Origin of the sequence: Halolactibacillus halophilus (assembly GCF_900115605.1) — a bacterium.
In the GTDB taxonomy this organism is placed as follows: domain Bacteria; phylum Bacillota; class Bacilli; order Bacillales; family Amphibacillaceae; genus Halolactibacillus; species Halolactibacillus halophilus.
In genome coordinates, this window is the sequence record NZ_FOXC01000001.1 from 25,519 (window position 1) to 52,196 (window position 26,678).

Annotated in this window: 24 protein-coding genes and 1 other annotated feature; all 24 genes read right to left on the reverse strand. The window is 39.4% G+C overall.

Annotation, left to right across the window (positions count from 1 at the left end; genetic code table 11):
- Positions 1–67 precede the first annotated feature (67 nt).
- The 24 genes from rpoD to hemW all read right to left on the reverse strand — a co-directional run bounded on the left by rpoD (position 68) and on the right by hemW (position 26,547).
- Positions 68–1,180, reverse strand: coding sequence for an RNA polymerase sigma factor RpoD (gene rpoD, locus BM098_RS00185; RefSeq protein WP_089829168.1), 1,113 nt, complete (start codon positions 1,178–1,180; stop codon positions 68–70).
- Between the two features lie 29 nt (positions 1,181–1,209).
- On the reverse strand, positions 1,210–3,018 hold the full coding sequence (dnaG, locus tag BM098_RS00190) for a DNA primase (protein WP_089829170.1): 1,809 nt from the start codon (positions 3,016–3,018) through the stop codon (positions 1,210–1,212).
- Between the two features lie 347 nt (positions 3,019–3,365).
- A complete protein-coding gene (locus BM098_RS00195; RefSeq protein ID WP_089829171.1) occupies positions 3,366–4,172 on the reverse strand; it encodes a pyruvate, water dikinase regulatory protein in 807 nt (268 codons plus the stop codon).
- Between the two features lie 19 nt (positions 4,173–4,191).
- Entirely contained in the window at positions 4,192–6,279 is a 2,088-nt protein-coding gene (gene glyS / locus BM098_RS00200) for a glycine--tRNA ligase subunit beta (protein ID WP_089829173.1), read from the reverse strand.
- A complete protein-coding gene (glyQ, locus tag BM098_RS00205) occupies positions 6,266–7,156 on the reverse strand; it encodes a glycine--tRNA ligase subunit alpha (RefSeq protein ID WP_089829175.1) in 891 nt (296 codons plus the stop codon). Before glyQ ends, glyS begins: the two co-directional genes overlap by 14 nt.
- Positions 7,157–7,267: 111 nt before the next feature.
- Positions 7,268–7,443 (reverse strand) — a binding site (T-box leader).
- A 48-nt stretch (positions 7,444–7,491) separates the two neighbouring features.
- Complete coding sequence (gene recO, locus BM098_RS00210; protein WP_089829177.1) at positions 7,492–8,235, reverse strand: DNA repair protein RecO; 744 nt, start codon at positions 8,233–8,235, stop codon at positions 7,492–7,494.
- A 29-nt stretch (positions 8,236–8,264) separates the two neighbouring features.
- Positions 8,265–9,173, reverse strand: a complete 909-nt coding sequence (gene era, locus BM098_RS00215) for a GTPase Era (RefSeq protein WP_089829178.1) — start codon at positions 9,171–9,173, stop codon at positions 8,265–8,267.
- A 23-nt stretch (positions 9,174–9,196) separates the two neighbouring features.
- Positions 9,197–9,577: a diacylglycerol kinase family protein gene (locus BM098_RS00220; protein ID WP_089829180.1), complete on the reverse strand. Its 381-nt coding sequence runs from the start codon at positions 9,575–9,577 to the stop codon at positions 9,197–9,199.
- On the reverse strand, positions 9,552–10,022 hold the full coding sequence (gene ybeY / locus BM098_RS00225; RefSeq protein ID WP_089829183.1) for an rRNA maturation RNase YbeY: 471 nt from the start codon (positions 10,020–10,022) through the stop codon (positions 9,552–9,554). Before ybeY ends, BM098_RS00220 begins: the two co-directional genes overlap by 26 nt.
- A gap of 5 nt (positions 10,023–10,027) precedes the next feature.
- Positions 10,028–12,196, reverse strand: coding sequence for an HD family phosphohydrolase (locus BM098_RS00230; RefSeq protein ID WP_234987368.1), 2,169 nt, complete (start codon positions 12,194–12,196; stop codon positions 10,028–10,030).
- Positions 12,197–12,315: 119 nt separating this feature from the next.
- Positions 12,316–13,263: a PhoH family protein gene (locus BM098_RS00235; RefSeq protein ID WP_089829187.1), complete on the reverse strand. Its 948-nt coding sequence runs from the start codon at positions 13,261–13,263 to the stop codon at positions 12,316–12,318.
- A 220-nt stretch (positions 13,264–13,483) separates the two neighbouring features.
- A complete protein-coding gene (locus tag BM098_RS00240) occupies positions 13,484–13,990 on the reverse strand; it encodes a hypothetical protein (protein WP_089829189.1) in 507 nt (168 codons plus the stop codon).
- A 35-nt stretch (positions 13,991–14,025) separates the two neighbouring features.
- Positions 14,026–15,024, reverse strand: a complete 999-nt coding sequence (gene floA / locus BM098_RS00245) for a flotillin-like protein FloA (protein ID WP_089829191.1) — start codon at positions 15,022–15,024, stop codon at positions 14,026–14,028.
- A gap of 2 nt (positions 15,025–15,026) precedes the next feature.
- Positions 15,027–16,355 carry an NfeD family protein gene (locus tag BM098_RS00250; RefSeq protein ID WP_234987360.1) on the reverse strand — a complete coding sequence of 443 codons (1,329 nt, stop codon included), beginning with the start codon at positions 16,353–16,355 and terminating at the stop codon, positions 15,027–15,029.
- A gap of 172 nt (positions 16,356–16,527) precedes the next feature.
- Positions 16,528–16,974, reverse strand: coding sequence for a GatB/YqeY domain-containing protein (locus tag BM098_RS00255; RefSeq protein WP_089829193.1), 447 nt, complete (start codon positions 16,972–16,974; stop codon positions 16,528–16,530).
- 46 nt (positions 16,975–17,020) lie between these two features.
- Entirely contained in the window at positions 17,021–17,194 is a 174-nt protein-coding gene (rpsU, locus tag BM098_RS00260) for a 30S ribosomal protein S21 (protein WP_089829195.1), read from the reverse strand.
- 171 nt (positions 17,195–17,365) lie between these two features.
- Positions 17,366–18,706 carry a tRNA (N(6)-L-threonylcarbamoyladenosine(37)-C(2))-methylthiotransferase MtaB gene (gene mtaB / locus BM098_RS00265; RefSeq protein WP_089829197.1) on the reverse strand — a complete coding sequence of 447 codons (1,341 nt, stop codon included), beginning with the start codon at positions 18,704–18,706 and terminating at the stop codon, positions 17,366–17,368.
- A gap of 4 nt (positions 18,707–18,710) precedes the next feature.
- The gene (locus BM098_RS00270) at positions 18,711–19,460 is read right to left on the reverse strand and encodes a 16S rRNA (uracil(1498)-N(3))-methyltransferase (RefSeq protein ID WP_089829199.1); all 750 of its coding nucleotides are present in this window, start codon (positions 19,458–19,460) and stop codon (positions 18,711–18,713) included.
- Positions 19,461–19,473: 13 nt separating this feature from the next.
- Positions 19,474–20,421, reverse strand: coding sequence for a 50S ribosomal protein L11 methyltransferase (gene prmA / locus BM098_RS00275; RefSeq protein ID WP_089829201.1), 948 nt, complete (start codon positions 20,419–20,421; stop codon positions 19,474–19,476).
- A 23-nt stretch (positions 20,422–20,444) separates the two neighbouring features.
- The gene (gene dnaJ / locus BM098_RS00280; RefSeq protein WP_089829202.1) at positions 20,445–21,560 is read right to left on the reverse strand and encodes a molecular chaperone DnaJ; all 1,116 of its coding nucleotides are present in this window, start codon (positions 21,558–21,560) and stop codon (positions 20,445–20,447) included.
- Between the two features lie 144 nt (positions 21,561–21,704).
- The gene (gene dnaK, locus BM098_RS00285; protein ID WP_089829204.1) at positions 21,705–23,531 is read right to left on the reverse strand and encodes a molecular chaperone DnaK; all 1,827 of its coding nucleotides are present in this window, start codon (positions 23,529–23,531) and stop codon (positions 21,705–21,707) included.
- Between the two features lie 79 nt (positions 23,532–23,610).
- On the reverse strand, positions 23,611–24,198 hold the full coding sequence (grpE, locus tag BM098_RS00290; RefSeq protein WP_089829206.1) for a nucleotide exchange factor GrpE: 588 nt from the start codon (positions 24,196–24,198) through the stop codon (positions 23,611–23,613).
- 69 nt (positions 24,199–24,267) lie between these two features.
- On the reverse strand, positions 24,268–25,287 hold the full coding sequence (gene hrcA, locus BM098_RS00295) for a heat-inducible transcriptional repressor HrcA (RefSeq protein ID WP_089829208.1): 1,020 nt from the start codon (positions 25,285–25,287) through the stop codon (positions 24,268–24,270).
- A gap of 96 nt (positions 25,288–25,383) precedes the next feature.
- Positions 25,384–26,547 carry a radical SAM family heme chaperone HemW gene (gene hemW, locus BM098_RS00300; protein WP_089829210.1) on the reverse strand — a complete coding sequence of 388 codons (1,164 nt, stop codon included), beginning with the start codon at positions 26,545–26,547 and terminating at the stop codon, positions 25,384–25,386.
- Positions 26,548–26,678 lie beyond the last annotated feature (131 nt).

Here is a 26,678-nt window from a genome sequence, read left to right on the forward strand (position 1 = left end):
TAAAAAAAGTCAATCGAGTTTCAATTGAATCTCAATTGAGACTGGATTGACTATACCAATCACGACTTTATTCTAAGAAATCTTTCAAACGTTTACTACGTGATGGATGACGCAATTTACGTAAAGCTTTTGCTTCAATCTGTCTAATCCGTTCACGCGTAACACCAAAGACTTTTCCTACTTCTTCAAGTGTACGGGTACGGCCATCATCAAGTCCAAAACGCAAACGTAAGACGTTTTCTTCACGATCTGTTAGTGTATCAAGCACATCTTCTAATTGTTCCTTTAATAATTCATAGGCTGCATGATCGGAAGGTGATGTTGCTTCTTGGTCTTCAATGAAATCACCTAAATGCGAGTCATCTTCTTCACCGATTGGTGTTTCAAGTGAAACAGGCTCTTGCGCAATTTTCAATATTTCTCTCACCTTTTCAGGAGTTAAATCCATCTCTTCTCCAATTTCTTCTGGTGTTGGTTCACGACCAAAGTCTTGTAAGAGTTGACGTTGGATCCTAATCAGTTTGTTAATTGTTTCAACCATATGCACTGGAATACGAATCGTCCGTGCCTGGTCAGCAATTGCACGTGTGATCGCTTGTCGAATCCACCAAGTAGCATACGTACTAAATTTAAATCCTTTGCGGTGATCGAATTTCTCAACCGCTTTAATCAGACCCATGTTACCTTCTTGAATTAAGTCTAAGAATAACATCCCACGACCAACATAACGCTTAGCAATACTGACGACTAACCGTAAGTTTGCTTCTGCTAAACGTTGTTTTGCCTCTTCATCGCCTTGCTCAATTCGTTCAGCTAAACTAACCTCTTCTTGTGCTGAAAGTAAGTTGACACGACCAATTTCTTTTAAGTACATCCGCACCGGGTCATTAATTTTAATCCCAATCGGTACACTTAAATCATTGAGGTCGAATTCTTCTTCTTTTTTGATATCTTTTTCATCCGGGTCTTTTTCTGCATCAGAAATTACATCAATCCCTTGTTCTTGAAGGTGTTCGTAAAATTCATCCATTTGATCGGAGTCAAGCTCAAATATAGCTAAACGCTCAGCGACATCATCATAAGCAATAACACCCGTTTTCTTTCCAACTTGAATGATTAACTCTTTGGCTTGGTCTAATGTAATTTCTGGTTCATTTTGTTTCGACTTCTTATCTGCCATAACAGCATCCCCCTCCAACTAACTTTAGCCTACTCACGCAATGGCTCTTTTAAACGTTTTTTAATCTTAACAATTTCCATCCCAACTTCTGCTGCCTTGGTATAGTCTTTGTCAAGCTCAGCTTGTTTTTGCTGATAAAATAAATCTTTAATAAGTGCCTTGTCTCCTTGTTCACTTTGAATCATATAAACATAATCATTGATTTCGTCTTCTGTCACCTCAGGAGAGAGTGACTGCATTGCAAGTTCAATAATCAAATTTTTAATTTCTGGTTCTTCAATCCGCTCAATGAATTGGCTCACGTCTGCTGGATGTCCAGTTTCATAATAAGCGTAAAGGTGTGTCACAATCACTTTATGCACATCGACATTAAATGAGGCACCTAAACGGTGCTTCATTCTTTCGGCAATCGTTGCATCATACAACATATAACTGATAAGTTTTCTTTCAGCATTATAATAAGCGGGATATAACCGCTGCTGTTTTTTTCTCGCATTTTCTTTAACAATCCGAGGTTTTTGATCGGGCATGATGTGTTGGCGCTTTGACTCAACTTCTCCCATAATCGTATCGATAGAAAGGTTATATTCATCCGCTAACTCTCTTGCGTAGTGTTCTCTTTCGATCGGCTTAGTGAGCGCTGCAATATAGCGGATGGCTTCATCAATATATTGCATTCTACTTGCCTCAATCGCTGGATCATACTGCCGTTTTAAGTAAGTTAAAACGAAACTCATATACGTCGCACTTTGATTGAGTATTTTTCGTTCAAATGCTTCTTTTCCGTTGGCCTTTAAATACCCATCTGGGTCATCACCATCAGGTATCGAGGCAATACGCGATTCAAGTCCTGCTTTTTTCAATCGCTCAGCTGCTTTAAAAGCAGCTTCAATACCAGCATTGTCACCGTCATAACAAACAATGACTCCATCAACATAACGCTTTAACAGTTGTGCTTGATGATCGGTAAGAGCTGTACCTAGTGATGCTACACCATGAGTAATCCCGTATTGATCCGCGGTAATCACATCCATATACCCTTCAAATAAAATCGCTTGATTTAATTTTTTCATCTCACTGCGGGCTTGATCAAAATTGTATAATAAGCGCCCTTTTTGAAACAGTTTTGATTCAGGACTATTGAGATATTTAGGTTCTTCATCACGAATAGTACGTCCGCCAAAACCAACGGTTTTGCCTAAATGGTTTCTAATAGGAAACACGACACGTCCTCTAAAACGATCCAACACTTTACCATCTTCAGTCTCTGACAGAACGCCCGTGTGGGCTAAATGATGAAGATGAAATGACTTTTTCTCTAGTAATGTCGTGGTGACATCACTTTTATAAGGGGCAAAACCAACACTGAATTTCTTCATTGTCTCTTCGGTTAAACCACGACCTGTCAAATAAGCTTTCGCTTCCTCTGCTCCATTGGCGTGTACTAATGAATGATGATAAAACATCGTCAAGAATTCATAAGCGTTTAAACTCTCTTGGTCCATTTGATTATTTTGTTGGTTCTGTTGACTTGAGATAGACTCAGGTAACACGATCCCACTTCTATTGGCCAAGTATTCAACTGCTTGATAAAAATTAAAGCCTTCATGTTCCATTAAAAAATTAAACACGTTTCCACCTTTTCCACAACCAAAACAATGAAATATTTGTTTTTCTTGTGTGACCGAAAAGGACGGTGTGTTCTCACCATGAAAAGGACAAAGACCAAAGTGATTTCGTCCTTTCTTTTTCAGTGAGACGTGTTCACCAATAACGTCAACAATATCATTTGCTTTTCTTACCTCTTCAATTAATTGTTCAGGAATTTGACCTGCCATTAATATCACCAACACTCAATTTTTAGATAAAATCAAAAATCCCTTCAAGATTCGACATCAAGAAGAAAAAAAACGAAATCATCCCATGATAGTATTACTTTACCTTAAATACTCGCGTATTAAACGTCTTTCAATGTATTCCGCGATCAAATACATTTCTTTTATGACTTATTCTTTGTGTAAGTTAAAAAATCCTGCCTAAAAATTAAAAAAGTTTAAAAACAGACAAGTTTTTTACGCAAATATTAATTATAATATAAATAAACAAAAACATCAAAACATATATTACTAAATAGTAAAATCCTTTTTGTTAATGTTCACCATCAACAAAAAGGATTTCACTTATGTTACCCTAACATTTGCAACTGCAAGATAATATTCGCTGTTTCTTCGACTGCTTTATAGGACACATCAATCACCGGACAATTGAGGCGTTCAACAAGCCAGTCAAAATATTTAAGTTCTTGTTCAATTCGGTTCGTTGTCGCATAATTGGCATTTGGCTTTAAGCCGAGTGCTTTTAAACGTTCTTTTCTGATATCGTTCAATTTTTTAGAATTTATTTTAAGGCCGATGCACTTGCTTGGATCGACTTCAAATAATTGTTTGGGCGGGTCAACTTCAGGCACGATCGGCACATTAGCAACTTTAAAGCTCTTTAAAGCTAAATATTGGCTTAAAGGTGTTTTAGACGTGCGAGAAATACCGACAAGGACAATATCTGCTTTTTCAATCCCTCTAGGGTCTCGTCCATCATCATATTTTACCGCGAATTCGATGGCTTCGATGCGCTTAAAGTAAGCTTCATCTAATTGATGACTAAGTCCTGGTTTGACTCGGGGCTTTTTTTCGAACATCCGTTCCATCGAATCTAGTATCGGCCCTAAGATATCAATCGCTTCTATATCTAATTCCCGGGCGCGCTGACTGATAAATTCACGTAAGTCAGGGTCAACCAACGTGTAACCAACAATGGCTCTGTCTCTTGCAACTGTCATAAGCACATGATTGATTTTTTCTCTCCCATCGACATAAGGCTCTCTTACTAACTCATATTCATGATGGTCACCAAACTGCAACAGTGCTGATTTGATAACTTTTTCAGCTGTTTCACCGAGTGAATCTGATACTAAGTAAATCACAGGTTTAACCATGTTATCACCTCAAACTTTTTTAAAATTGTTGTTTCCATTCGATTTGGGTAAAATCACCGATTAAGTCGACGAGTTGTTTGACCTGATTTAGTAAAGCCAAACGGTTATTTTTTACTTTCTCATTTTCAACCATAACCATTGTCTCATCAAAGAAACGATTGATCGCTGGTGTAAGAGCTTCTAATTCTGATAAGGCTTCTTGATAAGCTTCTTCTGATATCCGGGCCTCATAGGCTGCTCTAACTTCTAAAAGTGTTTGATACAAGGCTGTTTCCGATTCATTCTCAAAAAGATGCGCCTCAACTTCTGTTGTTGTTGCTTTGTTCGCCAAATTCATTGAGCGCACAAGTGCTTCTTCGGTTTGTTTAAAACTTTCATCTTTTCGTTTTTCTTCTAATAACTCGGCCTTAATAAAGAGTTGATGTAATTGACCGAGCCCTCTATGTGTAACAGCTTCTACAACATCACGTTCGATGCCACGTTCTTTTGCTAAGAAACTCACTCGCGCCCGGAAAAAGTCTGTCACATTCTGATTGACCACTTGATAATCATCCACTTCGATACTGGTTGTTTCATAGTGACTGATAATCAGGTCTAATAGATTTTCAAAGGATAAAGACCAACCAAAACGTTCTAAAATTTGAACAACACCCATAGCTTGTCGACGTAAGGCATAAGGGTCTTGTGAGCCCGTTGGCATTAAGCCAACCGCGATACAACCAACAATGGTATCCATTTTATCGGAGACACTAAGGATTTGACCAACAGTTGATGCAGGTAAATCATCATGAGCGTGTCGTGGCATGTATTGTTCATTCAAAGCGATACTAACGGCGTCACTCTCACCTTTTAGGCGGGCATACTTTTCTCCCATAACCCCTTGCAAGTTCGTAAACTCATTGACCATCTGAGTCACTAAATCAAATTTGCTAATTTCAGCAGCACGACGAACATCCTTCACGACAGGTTGATCGAGTTGTAAAGCAATCGCCACACTTTGACTGATGGCTTCCACACGTTCAACTTTATCATGCAACGTACCTAATTTTTCTTGGAAAACCATGCGTGTTAATTTTTCATTATTTGCTTCAATCGATTGTTTTTGATCCTCTTCATAAAAGAAGACCGCATCTTTTAATCGTGCATTTAATACTTTTTCATTTCCGCGCTTTACCGTATCAATATGATCACGATTACCGTTTCGAACAGCAATGAAGTAAGGCAATAATGTCTGATCGGTTTGTCTGACCGGGAAGTAGCGTTGGTGTTCTTTCATTGAGGTAATAAGCGCCTCTTCAGGTACATCTAAGAAATCTTGGCTAAACTCTCCGAAGAAGACGGTTGGGTATTCCACGAGGTGAGTGACCTCTTCTAGTAAGTCTTCATCGATTGGTACGACGAAATCTTGTTCAGTCTCAAGTGCTTTAATTTGCTCAACAATCATTGACTGTCTTTTATTTGCATCAGCAATCACATATTCTTCTTTTAATGCTGCCTCGTATGCTAAAGCATCCTTAACTGTAATCGTTTGACCAAGGAAGCGATGTCCTCTTGTTTCATTGCCTGATGTGACACCTTCTATTTCAAATGGAATCACTTCAGCATCATTTAACGCAAGGATCCATTTAATCGGACGAATAAACCGTAGCGAACGATTACCCCAGCGCATGTTCTTAGGGAAATTTAGTGATAAAACAACGTCTTTAAAAGCTGGTAAGATAGCTGTCGCCAATTTTCCTTCAATATATTTTTCAACAAAAATATAGTCATGACCGTCAACTGTTTTCACAACAATATCATCAACTGTTTTGCCTTGCCCTTTGCAAAAACCAATGGCTGCTTTTGACCATTCACCGGCTTGGTCTTTTGCGATTTGTAATTTGGGTCCACGCACTTCCTCATTAAGGTCAGGTTGTTTGGACTCAAGGTTATGAATAAGGACCGCAAAGCGTCTCGGTGTTATAAACGTATCAATCTCACTATAAGCTAAACGTGAAGCTTCCAGCCACGCCTTTGTTTTTTCAGTTAATTGTTTTTCTGTATCTGAAAGGAACCGTGCTGGCATTTCTTCTAAACCAATTTCGAATAAAACATTACTTGTTGTCATGAGAGCCCTCCTCTTTTAACAGCGGGAAGCCTAATGCTTCTCGTTTTTCTACATATAATTTTGCTATTTCACGCGCTAAGTTTCTTACCCGTCCAATATAACCGGTTCTTTCCGTCACAGAAATAACCCCACGTGCATCTAGTAAGTTAAAGGTATGAGAACACTTTAAGACATAATCATAGGCTGGGAAGACGAGTGCCTTTTCCATCGCACGCTTAGCTTCTTGTTCATATTGGTTAAACAGGTTAAACAACAAGTCTGTGTCTGACGCTTCAAAAGTATAGGTAGAATGTTCAAATTCTGGTTGATAGAAAATATCACTTACTGTAACGCCTTCTGTCCAGGTTAAATCAAAGACATTTTCTTTGTCTTGGATATATGATGCTAAACGCTCGATTCCGTAAGTAATCTCAACTGCAACTGGCTTAGCTTCAAGGCCACCAATTTGTTGGAAATATGTGAATTGGGTGATTTCCATCCCATCTAGCCACACTTCCCATCCAAGACCGGCCGCACCGAGGGTTGGATTTTCCCAGTTATCTTCAACGAAGCGGATATCATGTTCTAACGGATTAATGCCTAATTTCTTTAATGAATCTAAGTATAGTTCTTGAATATTATCTGGTGATGGTTTCATGATTACCTGAAACTGATGGTGTTGATACAAACGATTAGGGTTATCACCATAACGACCATCAGCTGGACGACGTGATGGTTCTACATAGGCCACATTCCAAGGCTCCGGACCTAAACTTCTCAGTAAGGTCATCGGCGACATCGTACCGGCCCCTTTTTCTGTATCATAGGCTTGCATTAAAATACAGCCTTCATCTGACCAATGCTTTTGTAATGTTAAAATCATATCTTGAATATGCATGCAATTGTCCTCCTTTTTTTGAATCCTTCATTCTTTACATGATTGGTGTCGCTAGCTTCTTTCAGTACCACATAAAAAATCCCGTCCCTATGCTTCAATCATTGATCGAAACATAGGGACGGGATTTCCGCGGTTCCACCCTATTTACTAAAGCTCGCTTTAGTCACTTTTTGTGAATAATTTGCTCAAGAGTGCCTTCAAACAAGGACGATTATTTGGCTTTCACTATCCCAAATTCGCTACAAAAACCGTTCGCTTATTCTACTCTTCTCTTTCATCGCTTATAAAGATAATCTAGTTAAAATCTTAATGAAACAACAGCCGTTTGTCAAGCACTACTTTAATGCATCCAACTGATCTAAAAATCGACGCGATTTTAAAAACACACCTGAATGGTGTTCAAAGTATTCCTTGAGCACGTTATTAATTAACTGTTTGTTTTCTGGTTTTACTGAAATATTCTCAACCCGGTTCACATCGACTTCTAAAAAAAGACGCATCAATTTAATCACTTGCGGATTTAAAGCGAAGCTATAAGCGTCACGCTTACCGCACGCTTGACAAAGCGCTCCACCATCACCAATTGAAAAGTGCGTCAAGTTCTCAGTTGTCCCGCAGGACTGACAGTGATCTAAGATTGGCTTTATACCCAACAATGGATAAAGCTTCATTTCGTACATCATCGTCACGACTTCTGGATCTTTATCTTGTTCAATCGCTGTTAGTGTCTTCAGGAGTTGATCGTAAATAAAGGGTAAGGGTGTGCGTTCATCTAACACACGGTATGTCAGCTCGGTCATGTAACTCGCATAGGCCGTTTTAAATAAATCTTCTCTTATCTTCCGAAAAGAATGAATCACATCGCCTTGCTGGAGGGTACCTAAGCCTTTACCTACTCTTAGTAAAAAGTCACCTTGAATGAACATTTGTGAAATAGCACCGTTTCTACTTTTCGGTTTTTTCGCTCCTTGTGCAATCACGGCAATTTTACCGAATCGTTTCGTCATCAAGGTAACAATTTTGTGTGTTTCTTTATAATCAAACGTTCGAATAACAATTGCTTCTGTTTTTTCAAACATGAAAACCGTCCCCTACCCTTAAATTTACCTTAACGATAATTTTCTGGATCAAATCCAAATTCACTTAAATAGCGCTCTTGATTACGCCAATCTTTTTTCACTTTCACCCAAAGTTCTAAATACACTTTATTACCAAGCAAACGTTCGATATCACGCCGAGCTTGGTGACCGATTTTTTTCAACATTGTGCCTTGTTTCCCAATCACAATTCCTTTTTGTGTCGAGCGTTCCACTATAATCGTTGCCTGAACAAGTACTTTTTCATCCGGGTTTTTCTCGATTTTTTCAACGACGACCGCAATCGAATGCGGGACTTCTTCACGGGTATGATGCAAAACTTTCTCACGAATGAGTTCACCAATAATAAACCGTTCAGGATGGTCAGTCACTTGGTCTTTCGGATAATACTGTGGTCCCTCTTCTAGTTGGTCGGTTAAAACCGCTAATAAATGATCAACATTGTTGCCTTCCAGTGCTGAAATCGGAACAATTTCTTTAAAATCATATTTATCCTTATATTGCGTAATTAGCTTAAACAAGTCATCTGGATGAATCCGATCAATTTTATTGATGATCAAGTAAACAGGCTTTTTCACAGACGCTAAGCGGTCAATAATATACTGGTCTCCGCGACCAAAGCCTTCTTCTGCATTGATCATAAACATGACCGCATCGACTTCGTTTAGGGTGTTTTCAGCAAGTTTGACCATAAAGTCACCTAAACGGTGCTTAGGCTTATGAATCCCTGGTGTGTCAATAAACACAAGCTGAGCATCGTCAGTCGTGAGTACCCCTTGAATTGTATTTCTTGTTGTTTGTGCTTTATCACTCATAATAGCAATTTTTTGTCCTATTACACGGTTCAAGAAGGTTGATTTCCCTACGTTTGGTCGACCGATGATTGTAATAAAACCTGATTTAAATAATTGATTTGTCATATATGTTCCCCCATGTCATGTTGTTACAAAAATAGTGCAAGTAATTTAGGAATAAAAATAATCGAGCCAATCACGAGCGCAATACCACTCGCTACTAATACCCCACCAGCGGTTAAATCTTTAATGATACCCACTTTTGGATGCCATTCAGGCGCTAAATAGTCCAGCAACATTTCAACGGCTGTATTAAATACTTCCGAAGAGAGCACGAGGCCAAAAGTTAAAAACAATAAGACCCACTCTGTGAAGCTCACGCGAAAAACAAAACCTAAAATGATGACACTCACTGTGAATAAGATATGAACCCGCATATTGATTTCATTTTTAAACGCGAATATTAGACCATTAATGGCATATTTCAATCCAATTGTTTTTTGTTTAATCTCTTGATAATCCGAAGCCATTAAGCAGTTCCTCTTGTTTTTTATTCATTACTTTTTCATCTTCGGGTTCAATGTGATCATAACCAAGTAAATGCAAGAACCCGTGTAAGGCTAAAAATCCAAGTTCTCGCTCAAAACTGTGTTCGTATCGCTCAGCTTGTTCTTTCGTTCGGTCAACCGAAATAATAATGTCACCCAGTACTTCTGGCATGCCGGGCAACGGTTCGATAGGATAACCATCGTCAGTTTCCTCAAGTAATGCAAATGATATCACATCGGTCGGTTGATCTTTGTCTCGAAAATCACGATTGAGTTCTTGAATTCGAGCATCGTCAACAAAGGTCACCGATAATTCAGCAAAGTCGGATACCTGTTCTTCCTTTGCGGCATAGTGAAGCAGTTCATCAACGAGCAACATGTATGTGTCTAATACCTCGTCTGTATCATTCAGATAGTCTATTAACATAGGGCTCATCCTTTCTTTTCGTCTGGATATTCAATCCGAGAATGATAAATACCATTTAACGTTTCAGATAATGTATAGCTAATTTTTCTTAAATCCAAGAATGTTAAGTGACAGTCATCAAATTGACCATCTTGCATCCGGTCATTGATAATTGCTTGGATCAAGTTATCGATTTTTTCCTTCGTCGGTTCTTTCATTGATCTTACAGCTGCTTCGACTGAATCACAAATGGAAATGACCGCATTCTCTTTGGTTTGTGGTTTAGGACCTGGGTAACGGAATTTTTCTTCTTCTACATCAGGCAACGATTCTTTTGCCTGATAATAAAAGTACTTCACAAGCGTGGTTCCATGGTGCTGTTTCGCCACATCAATAATTTCTTGCGGAAATTTATTTGCTTTTAATATTCTAGCCCCGTCAAGTGTATGGGATAAAATAATCGTTGCACTTTGAATGGGTGACAAAAAGTCGTGTGGGTTTTGAATCCCCATTTGATTTTCAATGAAATAATGTGGATGTGCTGTTTTACCAATATCATGGAAGTAGCTGGCTACACGAGCAAATAAACCATTCGCCCCAATCGCTTCACACGCCGCTTCACTAAGATTAGCAACCATTAAACTGTGGTGATACGTTCCCGGTGCTTCAGTTAATATTTTTTTAAGTAACGGATGGTTTGGATTCGCTAATCGAATTAATTTTGTATCAGATAAAATACTTAAAATTGATTCAAAGAAAGGCAACGTTCCAACAACAACAACGCCTGAAATTATCGCTTGAATAATCCCAAAACCTACTTGCATCATAATAAACGTCCAAGTATAACTCTCATAAGCAATTAAGAGAAAGCTAAGAATAACGATACTGTTTACAAGGCTATTTACGAGCACAACCTTTAAAATGGTAAATCTTTCTGTCACTTTTCGCAACACAAAAATAGTTCCAAGTTGAGAGAATAAAATATACACGCCCGCTTGTAAGTTAAGTGCGCCTGGAATCGCCTGATTGAATAACACCGTAGCTGCTAAACTAAAGAATAAGGCATAAAGGATTGCCAGTTTTTCTTTAAATAATAACCGAATCAACATGCTGACAGACGCAATAGGCATCAGTAAATAAAGACTTGTAGCCTCTACTTCAATCAGACTCATAAACTTCATGATGATTAACGGTACTAGCGTTAAAATCAGTAATGCAAATGCATGCTTGCCTCTATCTCTTGTCAAATCAACGTCAAAGTAAAAGCCATAACCAAGTATACTCACTAACAAGACTACAAAAAATCCAAGACCTATAAGCGGATAAAAATTTCGTCCTTGATCTAATAAACCAACGAGTGACAGTGTTTCATATATATCATTAGAGATTGTCTGTCCTTCTCTTACGATAACTTCTCCCGCTCTGATCATTTGTGGTTCAACATTATTTAAGGCTTGTTCTTCAGCAGTCATCGTCTTTTCGATTGAGAAAAATGAATTTTCAACAAGCAAGGCTTGACCGAGTGTACTTAATGTTGCGACAATGTCTTCTGGTAGCATTGAATACCGCAATCGATCAGTTAAACTCTGTTTTTTTTCTGGTAACTCATCTCGCGTGATTCCTTCATTAAATGCTTCATTAAGCGCACTAACAAGTAATGTATAACTGCTGTTTTTTTGAGCAGTAGACATAGACATTACTATTTCCCACTCCTCCTGAGATAGGGATTGATAGACGTCTTCACCTAACATTTCTTTTAACAATTGTAACTTCTCCGGTATCGTTCTTTCAACTTCTGCCAGTTTTGTTGTTGGTTCATCTTCACTGTCTGAATTGTTAGTCGTATCTGCGTCATCTGGTTGTTCATTTTCAACAATGACAGGTTTATTCACGACCTCAATCGCTTCAAAGATATCTTCAATCAGTGCTAACTGTTCTGAGGTAATACTATGTAACACTTCGTATCGATCACCTACAGCTTGCACCGCTTCACGTTGTAATCGCTCAGTTTCCTTCGTATCCTCAATCGTAATTGGCGATTGAATCGTTTCTTGTGCTTGACTAAAGCGTTCGATTTCAAATGTCTCAGTATAGACATTTGAGACGAGTAATAAGAAGAGTCCAATGCCGATAAAGATAAGGGTAACCCAAATAATGATATGTTGATACGACTTAATTATCCGTTCTAACCGCATTTTCACGCACAAAACTCCTTTAGCTTGTGACATTAACTACATTTTACCACACATCAACTTTTTTTGGTCAGTTAATTCACAGAGAAAAAGACCATCACAAAAAATGACGGTCTGATGAACTATTCTTGTTCATAGGCATCGATGATTCGTTGAACGACAGGGTGTCTCACAACATCTTGTTGTTTTAAATAAACAAAGCTGATTCCTGATACATGTTTTAATCTATTTTCAACTGAACGTAAGCCTGAATCTGTCCCTCTTGGTAGGTCGACTTGAGTTATATCACCGGTCACAATCATTTTTGAGCCAAATCCTAACCGGGTCAAGAACATTTTCATTTGATTAGGCGTGGTATTTTGTGCTTCATCAAGAATAACATAAGCATCATCTAACGTCCGTCCCCGCATATAGGCAAGTGGTGCAATTTCAATCGTTCCCCGTTCAATCAGACGAGTAGTATGTTCCTGACCTAGTATCGCGTGTAAACTGTCATAAAGCGGACGTAAATACGGATCGACTTTTTCTTTTAAGTCCCCTGGTAAAAAACCTAAACTTTCACCAGCTTCAACAGCGGGCCGCGTAAGAATAATCCGTTTAATATCTCCTTTTTTTAATGCTCTCACCGCCATAACGACGGCTAAAAAAGTTTTTCCAGTACCGGCAGGACCAATACCAAAAACAACATCCTGTTTTTTCATTTGGTTCACATAGCCACGTTGACCGATCGTTTTTACTCGAATTGGCTGACCAAGGTGTGTACGCATAATTTCTTCTTCAAACAATTGATGAAATTGATCAATTCGCCCTTTCTTGGCTAGGTCAACAGCATAAATAACATCGCGCTCGGTAACACTATTGCCACGTCTAATGACATCAATCAATGCTTTTAACACAGCATTTACTAACTCAGCATCCGTTGCTCCACCTTCAACACGCACTTCTTCCCCGCGAGTAATAATGGTCACTGATAATTTATCTTCAATAAGATGAAGGTGGCGGTCTTCTGTCCCGAACAACGCCTGGACTTCATCATGGTCCTTAAATACTAAATCAATCAAATGTGTCATAAATAAACTCCCTTAAGTTAAATAATCATTAATAAATGGTGGTCACGTTTACTTTACCACTCTCAATCAATTGATGCAAAATTTTTTCATCATCGTTTGATTTGATTGGGCGTCCATCAAAGCGTTGCTAAAGAAATGACTGCTGAGTAACTAGATTCCTACCGACTTGATTGAAAATAAGTAAAAACCCTTAACGCACATCTGCGTTAAGGGTAAATAATTAATTATACTTTCTCGTTTGATAAGGTTTTTTCGCGCGCGGGGGCGATAAGACTTCCGCCATAATCACACTGCGCTTTAAACCACCTTTTGATAGCTGATTCTTTAAAGCAAGCGAGCGTTTTACTTGTTTTTTAGGTTCAGGTGCCGGCATATCTTTTGTTGTCTTGTTCATCTGTTGCCTTGACACTCTTACCTTTCGATCAGACTCTTTTTTCGAGTCAACTGCTAACTTATCCCGTAAATCATGTAGTTGCGATTCCATCGTCTGATTGGTCGACAGTTTCTCCTCCCGCTCGGCTTCTGCATACGGCGAATACTCATATTCACTGTAGGTCTCAACCTGAGGTGACGGTTCTGTTCGCTCAGTCATCACTGGTTGAGGTTTAGTTTTCATTTGTTTTGGTGTTTTCTTTTCAGCTTGTTTACCCTCATCGGATTTAGATTTTAATACACTTGATCCGACTATAATTAAGAAACTGATTAATGGAACAATAATATCTTCCATTTGATCACATCCACTTCATTTTTGTCACAGACAATCTATTCCTCATCTGTATCTTCTTCTGACATTTTGCCGATTGAGTCTCTCATCTCAGTATCAGCACCAATATTACGGTAATTCATGTAATCCATGACACCCATATGACCACTGCGTAAGGCTTCGGCTAGTGCGCGTGGCACATCTGCTTCTGCTTCGACCACCTTCGCGCGCATCTCTTGAACGCGGGCAACCATTTCTTGTTCTTCGGCCACAGCCATCGCCCGACGTTCTTCGGCTTTTGCCTGGGCAATGTTTTTATCTGCTTCCGCTTGGTCAGTTTGAAGAATCGCCCCAATATTTTTACCGATATCAACATCGGCAATATCAATTGAGAGAATTTCAAAGGCTGTCCCAGCGTCTAACCCACGATTTAAGACATTGTGTGAGATAGAGTCTGGATTTTCAAGCACTTGCTTGTGGGATTTTGAACTACCGATCGTACTAACAACACCTTCACCAACACGGGCAATAACAGTCTCTTCACCCGCACCACCGACAAGGCGGTCAATATTGGCACGTACGGTAATACGTGCTTTGGCTTTCACTTCAATCCCATCCATCGCAATACCTGCGATAAACGGTGTTTCAATCACTTTCGGGTTAACACTCATCTGAACCGCTTGTAAGACGTCACGACCTGCTAAATCAATCGCAGCCGCACGTTCAAAACTTAGTTCAATATTGGCACGTTGTGCAGCAATAAGAGCATTCACAACCCGGTCAACATTACCACCCGCTAAATAGTGGGATTCTAATTGATTTGTGTTGACATCAACACCCGCTTTATGAGCCTTAATAAGGGGATTGATGACACGATTTGGCACAACGCGACGTAAACGCATACCGACTAATGTGAAAATACTTACTTTAACCCCTGCCGCTAACGCACTAATCCACAGTGCCACTGGCACAAACGTTAATAGAACGACAAGTGCAATAATGATAATTCCAATCGCAATGATTGGGAAAAAATGCTGTACAGTATTAAATTCATTCATAATTATTTTTCCTCCTCTTCGATTCGTTGTACAACGATACGTGACCCATTGACTGAGATAATTTCAATCGGATCATTTTGGTTGATAAAGTTTCCAACCGATACAATATCTAAGCGTTCACCTTCAAATAAACCTGTTCCTGAAGGTCTCAGTGGTGTAAGTGCACGTCCTGTTAGCCCGACGAGTTGCTTGCGACTAACAGATGACACATAACCCTTATCAACCGTCTCCCGGTCAGCCAGAATAATATGGCGCAATAAACCTTTTTGTAAGCCAATCCGCTTATACAGATAAACGGCAACTAAAATTGTCAGGGTAATGGCAATTAAAAGACTCAGACTCAAAGCAAAAATATTGTCTGTTGCCATAAATAAACTCACGATAATACTCATTGTTCCTAAGCCACCGAGAATTCCCCCTGGGACAAAGAATTCTATCACAATGAGTGCAGCACCAAGAATCAATAACACAAAGACCTCATAACCGGCAAGCCCTGCGATTAAGTGTCCATAGAAGAATAACAGTAAACTAATCAGTCCAACAGAACCTGCAACACCAAAACCTGGTGAATACAATTCGACAACAAGACCAATGCCTGCTAGTGACAACAAGATTGAAACAACAACAGAGTTTGTTAGAAATCTTGCTAGAGATTCAGCCGGTTGCTGCTCAACATCAACGATGGTGGCATTTTCTAATTCAAGCGCTACTAAAACATCATTAAGTGATGCAACAGTCCCGTTAGAGTAGCCGACCTCTAGAGCTTTTGTTGGTCCGAGTGTCAAATAAGTTCCTTCCGGGGCATTATATTCAGGTAAATCAATCGATGCATCTGCCATTGCCTCAGCATAAATACGCTCTCTTCCTCCTGCTTCTGCTGCACTACCCATTGCCTCGCGCCAGTAAGACTGCGCTTTTTGATCAGCAGCTGTTCCATCATTGTTAATGATCCCGCTTGCGCCAATCGTTGCCTGCGGAGCCATATAGATGTTATCCGAAAATAGGGCGATATACGAGCCAGCTGAGAGCGCACGTGAACGTATGTAAGTCGTTGTGTCAATCTCTACAGCTTGCAACAGTTCACCAATATCATTAGCTGCTTCTACAAGACCACCAGGTGTATTCACTTCAAAAACAATATGGTCGGCTTCTTGTTCTTGAGCTTCATTAATTGCGCGAGTTAAAAATGCTCCCAATCCTTTTTCAACTTCATTTTCAATCGGAATCACATAAACGGTTTCACCGTCTGCTTCAACAGATTGTGGCCCGAGGACGTGTACAACCGGTATAAGAATGACTAACATCAACATAATAGCATAAATCTTCTTCACTTCACCACCTCCTTCTTATAAATGTCAATATTGAAGAACCTTACCATACTATGGTATCAGTATAACATGTAAATATCAAAAAATATTGTAAAATCTCTTGGTTCTTTTATAAAAAGTAAAAAAGACCCTATCCAATAGGATAAGATCTTTTTCATTTGAGATTTCGTAATATTTATGATAAATGTTTTTGCACGAGTTTATTCACTTGTGTTCCATCCGCTTTGCCTTTAACCTTCGGCATAAGCGCACCCATCACTTTACCCATCTCTTGTTTAGATGTCGCTTGAACTTGTTCGATTGTTTCAATAACAATTGCTTCAAGCTCGTCATCTGATAGCTGCTCTGGCATATATTCTTGTAAAAACTCAATCTCTCGATCAAGACTCTCAACAAGATCATCGCGTCCAGCTTCTTTAAATTCACGGAGGGAATCCTTACGCTGTTTTAGCTCACGAGCTAAAACAGTGAGTTCTGCTTCTTCAGATAATGACTCGTTACCAAGCTTGATTGCTTCATTTTGAAGTGAAGCTTTCACCATGCGAATTGTACTTAGCTTTTGCTTTTCCTTATTGCGCATCGCTTGTTTCATATCTTGGTTTAACGTTTCTAACAATGACATTACTTTCTACACCCTCTTTATAAGAAAACAATCTTCTTATCGGTAATTACTTACGCTTTCTAGCCGCCTCAGATTTCTTCTTACGTTTTACGCTAGGTTTTTCATAAAATTCACGCTTACGATATTCAGACATTGTACCTGATTTTGATACACTGCGTTTAAAGCGACGAAGAGCATCTTCAAGAGACTCGTTTTTACGAACGCGAGTTGTATTTGACATGCTAATTTCCCTCCCTCCGAAGCATCCAACATTTTGATAGGACATTTTAGCCATAGGACGAAAAATGTCTCTATGACATTATAATATATAGATATTTTTAGGTCAATGTTTTGTTTTCAAACAAACAAGAACTTTGACAAAAAAACAAGAACAATCACTATAAAAGCGTGATTATACTTCAGTTAATCGTGGTTCTGACATCACTCGAACAAATTCACCTTGATTGATCGGATAGCCGGCTTTTGTTAGTTTTACACGAACAATTTCACCAATCATAGAAGCTTCACCGACAAATTGAAGACGCATATAATTGTCTGAGTAACCCGTTAACCATGTTTGGCCATCAATTTCTTCAACTTCTTCAGGAATAACTTCAACAACGTCCCCTTCATAACGACTTGCATAGGCTTTTGCTTGTTGTTCTGAGAGGGTCATCAGTCTGTGCACCCGGTCATTTTTTACCTCATCATTAACTTGGTCAGCCATCTTAGCTGCTGGTGTGCCTGTTCGTTTTGAGAACGGAAAGACATGCAGTTCTGAAAAACCAATCTCTTGAATAAAGCGATACGTCTCCATAAACTCCTCATCTGTTTCCCCCGGGAAACCAACAATCACGTCAGATGTGACCGCTAAACCTGGTAAGGCTTGTTTCAATCGATTTATTTGTGATTTATAAAACTCAGTAGAATATTTACGGCGCATCCGTTCCAGCACCGTATCAGATCCAGCTTGTAGCGGCACGTGTAAGTGACGCACAATTTTTTCTGACTCATCAATCACTTGCATCACTTTTTCCGTAATTTGACTCGCCTCAATAGAAGAAATACGAATCCGCTTTAAGCCATCGACTTTTGTCTCTAGGTCTGACAACAAATCTGCAAAGTCATAGTCGGTAAAATCTTCTCCATATCCAGCGGTGTGAATACCAGTTAAAACAACTTCCTTATAGCCGGCATCGACAAGTTGTTGAGCTTGTTTAATTACATTCTCCGGCTCACGTGAGCGTAATAATCCGCGGGACCATGGAATAATACAGAATGTACAGAAGTTATTACAGCCTTCTTGAATCTTTAAATTCGCCCGGGTACGATCTGAAAAGTCCGGAACATCCATTTCTTCAAAGACACGGTTTTTCATAATGTTTGAGACACCATTCACTGGTTCGCGGGTCTCAATATGTTGTTCTATATAGTCAATCATCTTCCCGCGGTCCTGAGTACCGACCACAACGTCGACACCAGGAATCTCCATGACTTCACCTGGTGATACTTGAGCATAACACCCCGTTACACAGACGACGGCTTCAGGATTTTTGCGAATCGCACGTCGAATAATTTGACGTGATTTCTTATCACCTGTATTGGTTACGGTACACGTATTAATCACATAAATATCCGCGATGGCTTCAAAATCAACGCGTTCATATCCTTGATTTTTAAATGACTGCCATATTCCTTCTGTTTCATATTGATTTACTTTACAACCTAATGTATGAAAGGCAACTGTCGTCATCTTCTCACTCCGTTTCTTCAAAATAATAAGATAGTGCTGATAATAAGTATAATGGGGCGGTTTCTGTCCGCAATATTCTTGGCCCTAAACGGATCGCTTGAAAATGAGCCTCATAAAAAGCATGGACCTCTTTCTCATCCAGTCCACCTTCAGGGCCAATCACAATCAAGACCCGATCACCTGGTTGAATCTTGTTAAAGTGATGCGAGAGTTTGTTTGACTCGAGTTCGCGGGCCGTTTCTTCATAAGCCATAAATAAATGATCATACTCATGACTTAATTCTACAATATTCATAAGCGTCTGAACAGAGTAGATCTCAGGTAAGATTTGTCGATGTGACTGCTCACTCGCTTCCTTTACAATCTTTTGTAAGCGCGCTAATTTCTTGCCTTCTTTTTTCTTATCCCACTTCACAATCGACCGAACGGCATTAAACGGCACAAAAGATCGTGCGCCAAGCTCAGTAGCTTTTTGCACGATCCAGTCCAATTTATCACCTTTAGGTAGGCCTTGCACGATCGTGACATCAACCGGTAACTCTGTCTGAGCATCCAAATAATCAACGAGTCGTAAAGTGACTTGTTCATCGATCGCAGTAATTTGACAGATGGCTTGTTTACCATCCGGATGACTGCAGATGACATGATCGTCTACTTTTTTTCGCATCACATTGACAAGATGATGATAATCATCACCTGTAATGGTAACTTGTTCACCTTGCCACTGATCTTTCTCAACAAAATAATATTGCATCACGTGTCACCCTTTACTCGTTTTCTGGCTTTTTAGCCACAATCGAAATCCAATCTTCCATTTGATTTACTTCGATAATGTCAAATCCTGCGTCGATTAATGCTTGCTTAACATGATCTTTTTTCTGCATAATAATTCCAGACGTAATAAAATAACCTCCTGGTTTAAGAGCTTTAAAAGCATCCTGTTCAAATAAAAGAATAATCTCGGCTAATATGTTCGCCACCACAATATTGACTGATGTTTCAACACCTTGGAGTAAGTTGTTTTGCTTGATTGTCACGACGTCATGAACGTGATTCAGTTTCGTATTTATACGCGCCGAATGAACAGCAACTTCATCTAAATCATACGCATCGATATGACTCGCACCTAGTTTAGCCGCGGCAATACTTAAGACACCCGAACCGGTACCGACATCGATAACGGTATCACCACTCGATAAATAATTTTCAATCGCTTGAATACTCAACACGGTGGTTGGGTGTGTCCCCGTCCCAAATGCCATACCAGGGTCTAGTTCAATGATTAACTCGTCAGCACCAACGGGTGTGTAGTCTTCCCATGTGGGGGTAATCGTAATATGATTTGAAATCTTAACCGGTTTATAATACTTTTTCCAAGCCGTTGCCCATTGTTCTTCATTAACTTCGCTAACGGATATTTGATTTAGTCCTAAGTCAATGTCATAAGCGATCAATTGATTGATTGCCTCTTTAATTTGGTCAACCGTTTCACCTAGAAAGCTATTCACAGACAAGTAGGCTTTGAGAATCACACCTTCTTCAGGATAATCCTCAGGGTCTAAATCATAGATTTCACCAAAAACATTCTCTCTCGTTTTTAAAAAGTCAGCTTTATCCTCAATAACAACACCACTTGCGCCTGCTTCATGTAAAATATTTGATACCGGTTCAATCGCTTCATTGGTCGTATGAATACAGAGTTCGGACCAGTTCATGACAATCACTCTCTTTTCTTTATTTACTCACCCTTAAAGGCGCGTTTTACTCGATCGAAAAAGGACCCTTCATTTTCATCCATCGGTTCATTTCCGCTTAATTCATTAAATTCTCTTAATAATTCTTTTTGACGCTCTGTTAGATTTGTTGGGGTAATGACACGAATCTTAACGTGTTGGTCACCATGACCATAGCCACGTACATTTGGTGCACCTTTCCCTTTTAATCTAAACGTCTTACCTGTTTGCGTACCTGAAGGTACTTTAAGCTTCACTTTTCCGTGCACTGTTGGTACTTCGATTTCATCACCTAATGCTGCTTGGGTATAAGTAATTGGCATTTCACAGAAAATATGATCGCCTTCACGTTGATAAAATTCATGACGTTTGACTTGTACGACAACATAAAGATCACCACTTGGTCCACCATTAACCCCCGCTTCGCCTTTTCCTGGGATACGGATTTGTTGACCATCATCAATACCTGCTGGAATCTTAACATGAATTTTCTTCTGTTTTTTCACACGGCCTTGACCATGACAGGTTGGACATTTCTCTTTAATTTCTTTTCCTGTCCCATTACAGTGGTGACACACACGTTTATTGACGACACGACCAAATGGTGTGTTTTGTTCAACGTTAAGTTGACCACTCCCGTGACAGTGTTGGCATGTTTCTGGTTGTGTACCTGGTTTAGCACCACTCCCGTGACACGTTTCACATTCTTCTTCTTTTGGAATTGAAATGTCTGTTTCCTTACCAAAGATCGCCTCTTCAAATCCTAAGACCATCGTATATTGTAAATCATTACCTTGTCGCGGAGCATTTGGGTCACGACGTCTGCCACCACCAAAGAACATGTCGAAAATATCGCCAAAATCTTCGCCGCCAAAACCGCCGCCACCAAATCCTTGTTGTTGAGGACCTGCATGACCAAATTGGTCATATTGGGCACGTTTTTGTTCATTGCTTAACACTTCATAAGCTGCTTTCGCTTCTTTAAATTTATCTGGAGCATCCGTATCTTTGTTTACGTCCGGGTGATATTTCCGAGCGAGTTTACGATATGCTTTTTTAATTTCTTCTTTTGAAGCCCCTTTTTCTACACCGAGCACTTCATAATAATCACGTTTACTCATAGATTTTCACTCCCGTCACTTCTCATTTCACATAACCTTAATCATAACATGCACAAAATAAGAAGTACAATATTGTTTCGATCATTAACATGAAAAGAGTCAAAGCCAAGTAGACTTGACTTTGACTTTTTCAAAAGAAAGAGATTACTTTTCTTCGTCGTCAACCTCTTCATATTCTGCATCAACAACATCGTCATCGCTTCCAGCTTGTTCTTCGCCTTGTGCTTGTTGCGCTTGTTGTTGCGCTTGTTCATAAAGCTTTGTTGATAGTGCTTGTACTTCTTGTTCAAGTGCATCTTTCTTCGCTGTAATATCTTCTAAATCTTCGCCTTCTAACGCTTGTTTTAGTGCGTCTTTAGCTGCTTCTGCTTTTTGTTTTTCGTCATCACTTATGTTTTCACCTAAGTCTTTTAATGTCTTGTCTGTTTGGAACACAAGTTGATCCGCTGCGTTACGTAGATCAATTTCTTCACGACGTTGTTTGTCAGCTTCAGCGTTTTCTTCTGCGTCTTTTACCATGTTTTCAACTTCTTCTTCTGAAAGACCTGAAGATGATTGGATGGTAATTGATTGTTCTTTGTTTGTTCCTAAGTCTTTGGCACGAACGTTAACAATACCATTCGCATCGATATCAAATGATACTTCGATTTGTGGTACGCCACGTGGTGCTGGTGGAATATCAGTTAACTGGAAGCGACCGAGCGTTTTATTGTCCGCTGCCATTTCACGCTCACCTTGTAAGACATGGATATCTACCGCTGTTTGGCTATCCGCTGCAGTTGAGAATACTTGTGAGTGACTTGTTGGAATGGTTGTGTTACGTTCGATTAATTTCGTTGTCACACTACCCATCGTTTCGATCCCGAGTGAGAGAGGTGTCACATCAAGTAAGACAACGTCTTTAACATCCCCTTGTAAGACCCCACCTTGAATTGCAGCACCAAGAGATACCACTTCATCAGGGTTTACACCTTTAGAAGGTTCTTGTCCTGTTTCTTTTTTAATTGCTTCTTGCACAGCAGGAATACGTGTTGAACCACCAACAAGTAGCACTTTATGAATCTCAGATGCTTTTAATCCAGCATCACGTAAAGCTTGACGAGTAGGACCCATTGTACGTTCAACTAAATCACTTGATAACTCTTCAAACTTCGCACGTGTTAAGTTCATTTCCATGTGTAATGGTCCGGCTTCACCTGCAGTAATAAATGGAAGTGAAATTTGGGTTTGACCGACACCTGAAAGGTCTTTTTTCGCTTTTTCAGCTGCGTCTTTTAGACGTTGTAGCGCCATTTTATCTTTAGATAAATCAATGCCATTTTCTTTCTTGAATTCTTGTACCATATAGTCGATAATGACTTGGTCAAAGTCATCCCCACCAAGACGATTATCCCCTGCTGTTGCGATAACTTCAAATGTACCGTCACCGATATCTAAGATCGATACGTCAAACGTACCGCCACCAAGGTCATACACTAAGACTGTTTGGTCTTGATCACCTTTATCAATACCGTAAGCAAGTGCCGCTGCGGTTGGTTCGTTAATAATACGTTCAACTTCAAGTCCAGCGATTTTACCCGCGTCTTTTGTCGCTTGACGTTCAGCATCGTTGAAGTAAGCCGGCACAGTAATAACCGCTTTTTCTACTGTCTCACCAAGATAGTCTTCTGCATACGATTTAATGTATTGAAGAATTGCTGCTGAAATTTCTTGTGGTGTAAATGATTTTCCATCAACTTCGACTTTATAATCTGTTCCCATGTGTCGTTTAATTGATTGAATCGTGTTAGGATTAGTAATCGCTTGACGCTTAGCTACTTCCCCTACTTGACGCTCACCATTTTTAAATGACACAACAGAAGCTGTTGTACGTGCGCCTTCTGGATTAGGAATAACTTTAGCTTCCCCACCTTCCATTACTGCTACACATGAATTTGTTGTACCTAAGTCAATACCAATAATCTTACTCATAATTCATTGTCCTCCTCAAAATATCATATTTATTTTAACTTTTTTCGCTTGATGCACTTAAATAATAAACCTTTGGTGATTACTGATTTACTTTCACCATCGCCGGTCTAATAACCCGGTCTTTTAAGCGATACCCTTTTTGTAAGGTGTCAATAATCGCTTGAGATTCATATTGATCATCTTCCACTTGCATAACCGCTTGATGGAAGTTTGGATCAAACGTTTCACCTTCTGTTTCAATTTCTTCAACGCCAGCTTGACTGAGCGCTTGCATAAGTTGACGATAAACCATTTCCATGCCTTCATAGAACGAATCCATTGAACTTTCATCCGGCTTCGATTGAAGCGCGCGGTCGAACGTATCAACAACTGGCACGAGGTCCGTTGCTAAGTCTTGAGCTTTGTATTTTAAATCAGCCGCTTTCTCGCGTTGCGTACGTTTTCTAAAGTTATCGTACTCTGCCGTTAACCGCAACATTTTTTCTTTTAACGCCTCGTGATCTTTTTCTAGCGTTTGAAATGCTTCTTGACTAACGTCAGTGTCTGTTTGCGCTTCGTTTTGACCGGTTACCTTATCGGTTGTTGTTTGATCATCAACGATTTCGACATCAGCTTCTGAAACATCTACAGTTTCTTCATCAACTTTTGTTGATTTATTTTCTTCCATTCAGGAAACCTCCCTTAACTGCTGTGCTTATAGTGTACACCCTTTAAAAGAGCGGTACTTTTACTTGTGTTACCAATTTTTAAAGGTCTTAGTCATGTCATTAGATAAGCGTTCGAGTAAAGAAATCACCCGTGAATATTCCATTCGCTTAGGACCTAATAACGCAATGGTTCCTATTTGTTGACCTTTAAGTGTGTACGTAGCGGTAATTAGACTACAATCTTGCATTTCGGTCACTTTGTTTTCTTGACCGATCGAAATGTGAATCCCTTGGTCTTGTGACCGCAAGATACTTGCCATTGTTTCTTCTTGTTCAATGACGGAGTATAATGAGTGAATCTTTGCGACATCACTAAACTCGGGCTGCAGTAACATGTTTGTAATGCCACCGACGTAAATGTTATTCGGTTGTTGATCAAGTAACGCACCTTTTAAATACTTAAACGCCGTCGCCACATCTTTAACATAATGGTCAATAATCGATGTGAGTTCCATCTGTAGTCGGTTAGGCAATTGAATAATTGGCACACCGATGAGCCGCTCATTTAAAATATTGACAAGCTTTTCTAAGTCAAGCGGATTGATCTCTTTTGGAATCGTAAACGACCGGTGTTCAACATGACCTGTGTTTGTCACAAGAATGGCTACTGCTGTTGTTTTTGATAAATGAATGATTTGAATCTGTTTTAATGTTGTCGCATACACCTCAGGACCTAAAATGATCGATGTATAATTCGTCAAATCACTTAAAACATTGACTGAGTTTTGAATAACTTGTTCAAATTCAACCATACCTTGGTTAAAGACACCAGAAATTGTCTGTTCATCACGTGGTGATAAATCAATCGGCATAAGCAAATGATCTACATAATAACGGTAACCTTTTTCAGATGGCACACGACCAGAAGATGAATGGGTCTTTTCTAAAAATCCTAAGCTTTCTAAATCTGCCATTTCGTTACGAATCGTCGCAGGACTAAAGCTTACTTCATCTTTTTTTGAGATGGCGCGTGAACCAATAGGTTGAGCTGTTTGAATAAACTCATCAATGATTACCTGCAAAATAAAGAGTTGTCTTGTCGATAACATAATGATTCACCTCTGTTAGCACTCAACTCTTTCGAGTGCTAATACTAATAATAAATTATCAAATTCATTCCCCGTTGTCAATCCAGATGCCTGAAATTATTTGAGGTATTTATTAATATCTAGCGCATCCGGCAATAAGAATGCTTGAAAAACACTGTTACCAAACAATTGCCCGTGGTCAGTCATACGGATAGCTTCGCCGTCATCTTCTACCCATGTTTTCTCGACTAATTCGGCTATCGCTTCTTGATATAACGCATCATAATGGAAACCAAAGCGTTTGAAAAAGACATTCCGGCTCACGCCTGAGCGTTTTCTAAGACCTAAAAACATCTGCTCTTCTATTTCTTCTTTTATCGTAATCTCATCACGATTTAATACTGCTTCCCCGCGTTCGGTTGCCGCTTTTAAATAAGCAGGAAATGGACGATTATTAATATAGCGTTCGTGTGGTAAGTAGCCGGACGCACCTGCACCAAACCCGTAATAGTATTGGTTATCCCAATAGGTTAAATTGTGTTGCGATTCAAAGCCCGGTTCACCAAAGTTACTCACTTCGTACTGGAACTTTCCATGTTCTGTCATCTTTTTTAATAACAGTTCAAACATACTGGCTTCTAATTCTTCTGGTGCTTTATGCAGTTTTCCTTTCATGTAACGCTGATAGAACACTGTCTTTGGTTCGATTTGTAATGAATAAGATGAATAGTGCGGTAAATCATAACTTAAAGCACGGTCAAGTGACTGTTCAAATCCTTGTAATGTTTGATTTGGCAAGCCATACATTAAATCGATACTTATATTTGTTAAGCCATGTTTTTGTAAGGCCGCGATGTTGTCATCAACATCACTGATTCGGTGCAGGCGTCCAAGTTCTTCTAATAAGGCATTATCAAATACTTGTACCCCCATGGAGATCCGGTTCACCCCGTAGGTTTTAAGTAATTTTATTTTGGCTTCGTTTAAATCTCCCGGGTTCGCCTCAAAAGTATATTCTAAACAATCAGCTACATTGAAAAAGCGTTGCAACATCTGTAATAAGCGCTCCAATTGACGTTCATTTAAAGCGGTTGGTGTCCCGCCTCCGACGTAGATCGTGCGCATCGTTTGCTGGTCTGTATGAATATAATAAGCTATTTCCTTTTCTAACGCATCAAGATAGTCATCAGCCATTTGTTCTTCATAAAAGAACTTCGTAAAGTCACAGTAATGACAAATCTTCTCACAAAAAGGAATATGGACATAGGTCGACGTGATCATCATTTCACTTCTTTCTATCAATAAACCCAGACGGGTTTGGTATTTGTATTTAGGACATGTGAATCGGTAAGTCAGCCACATACCTTATTCATCTTAAGAAAGTTCTGAGTTGAAGTCAAACAAAACCTCAC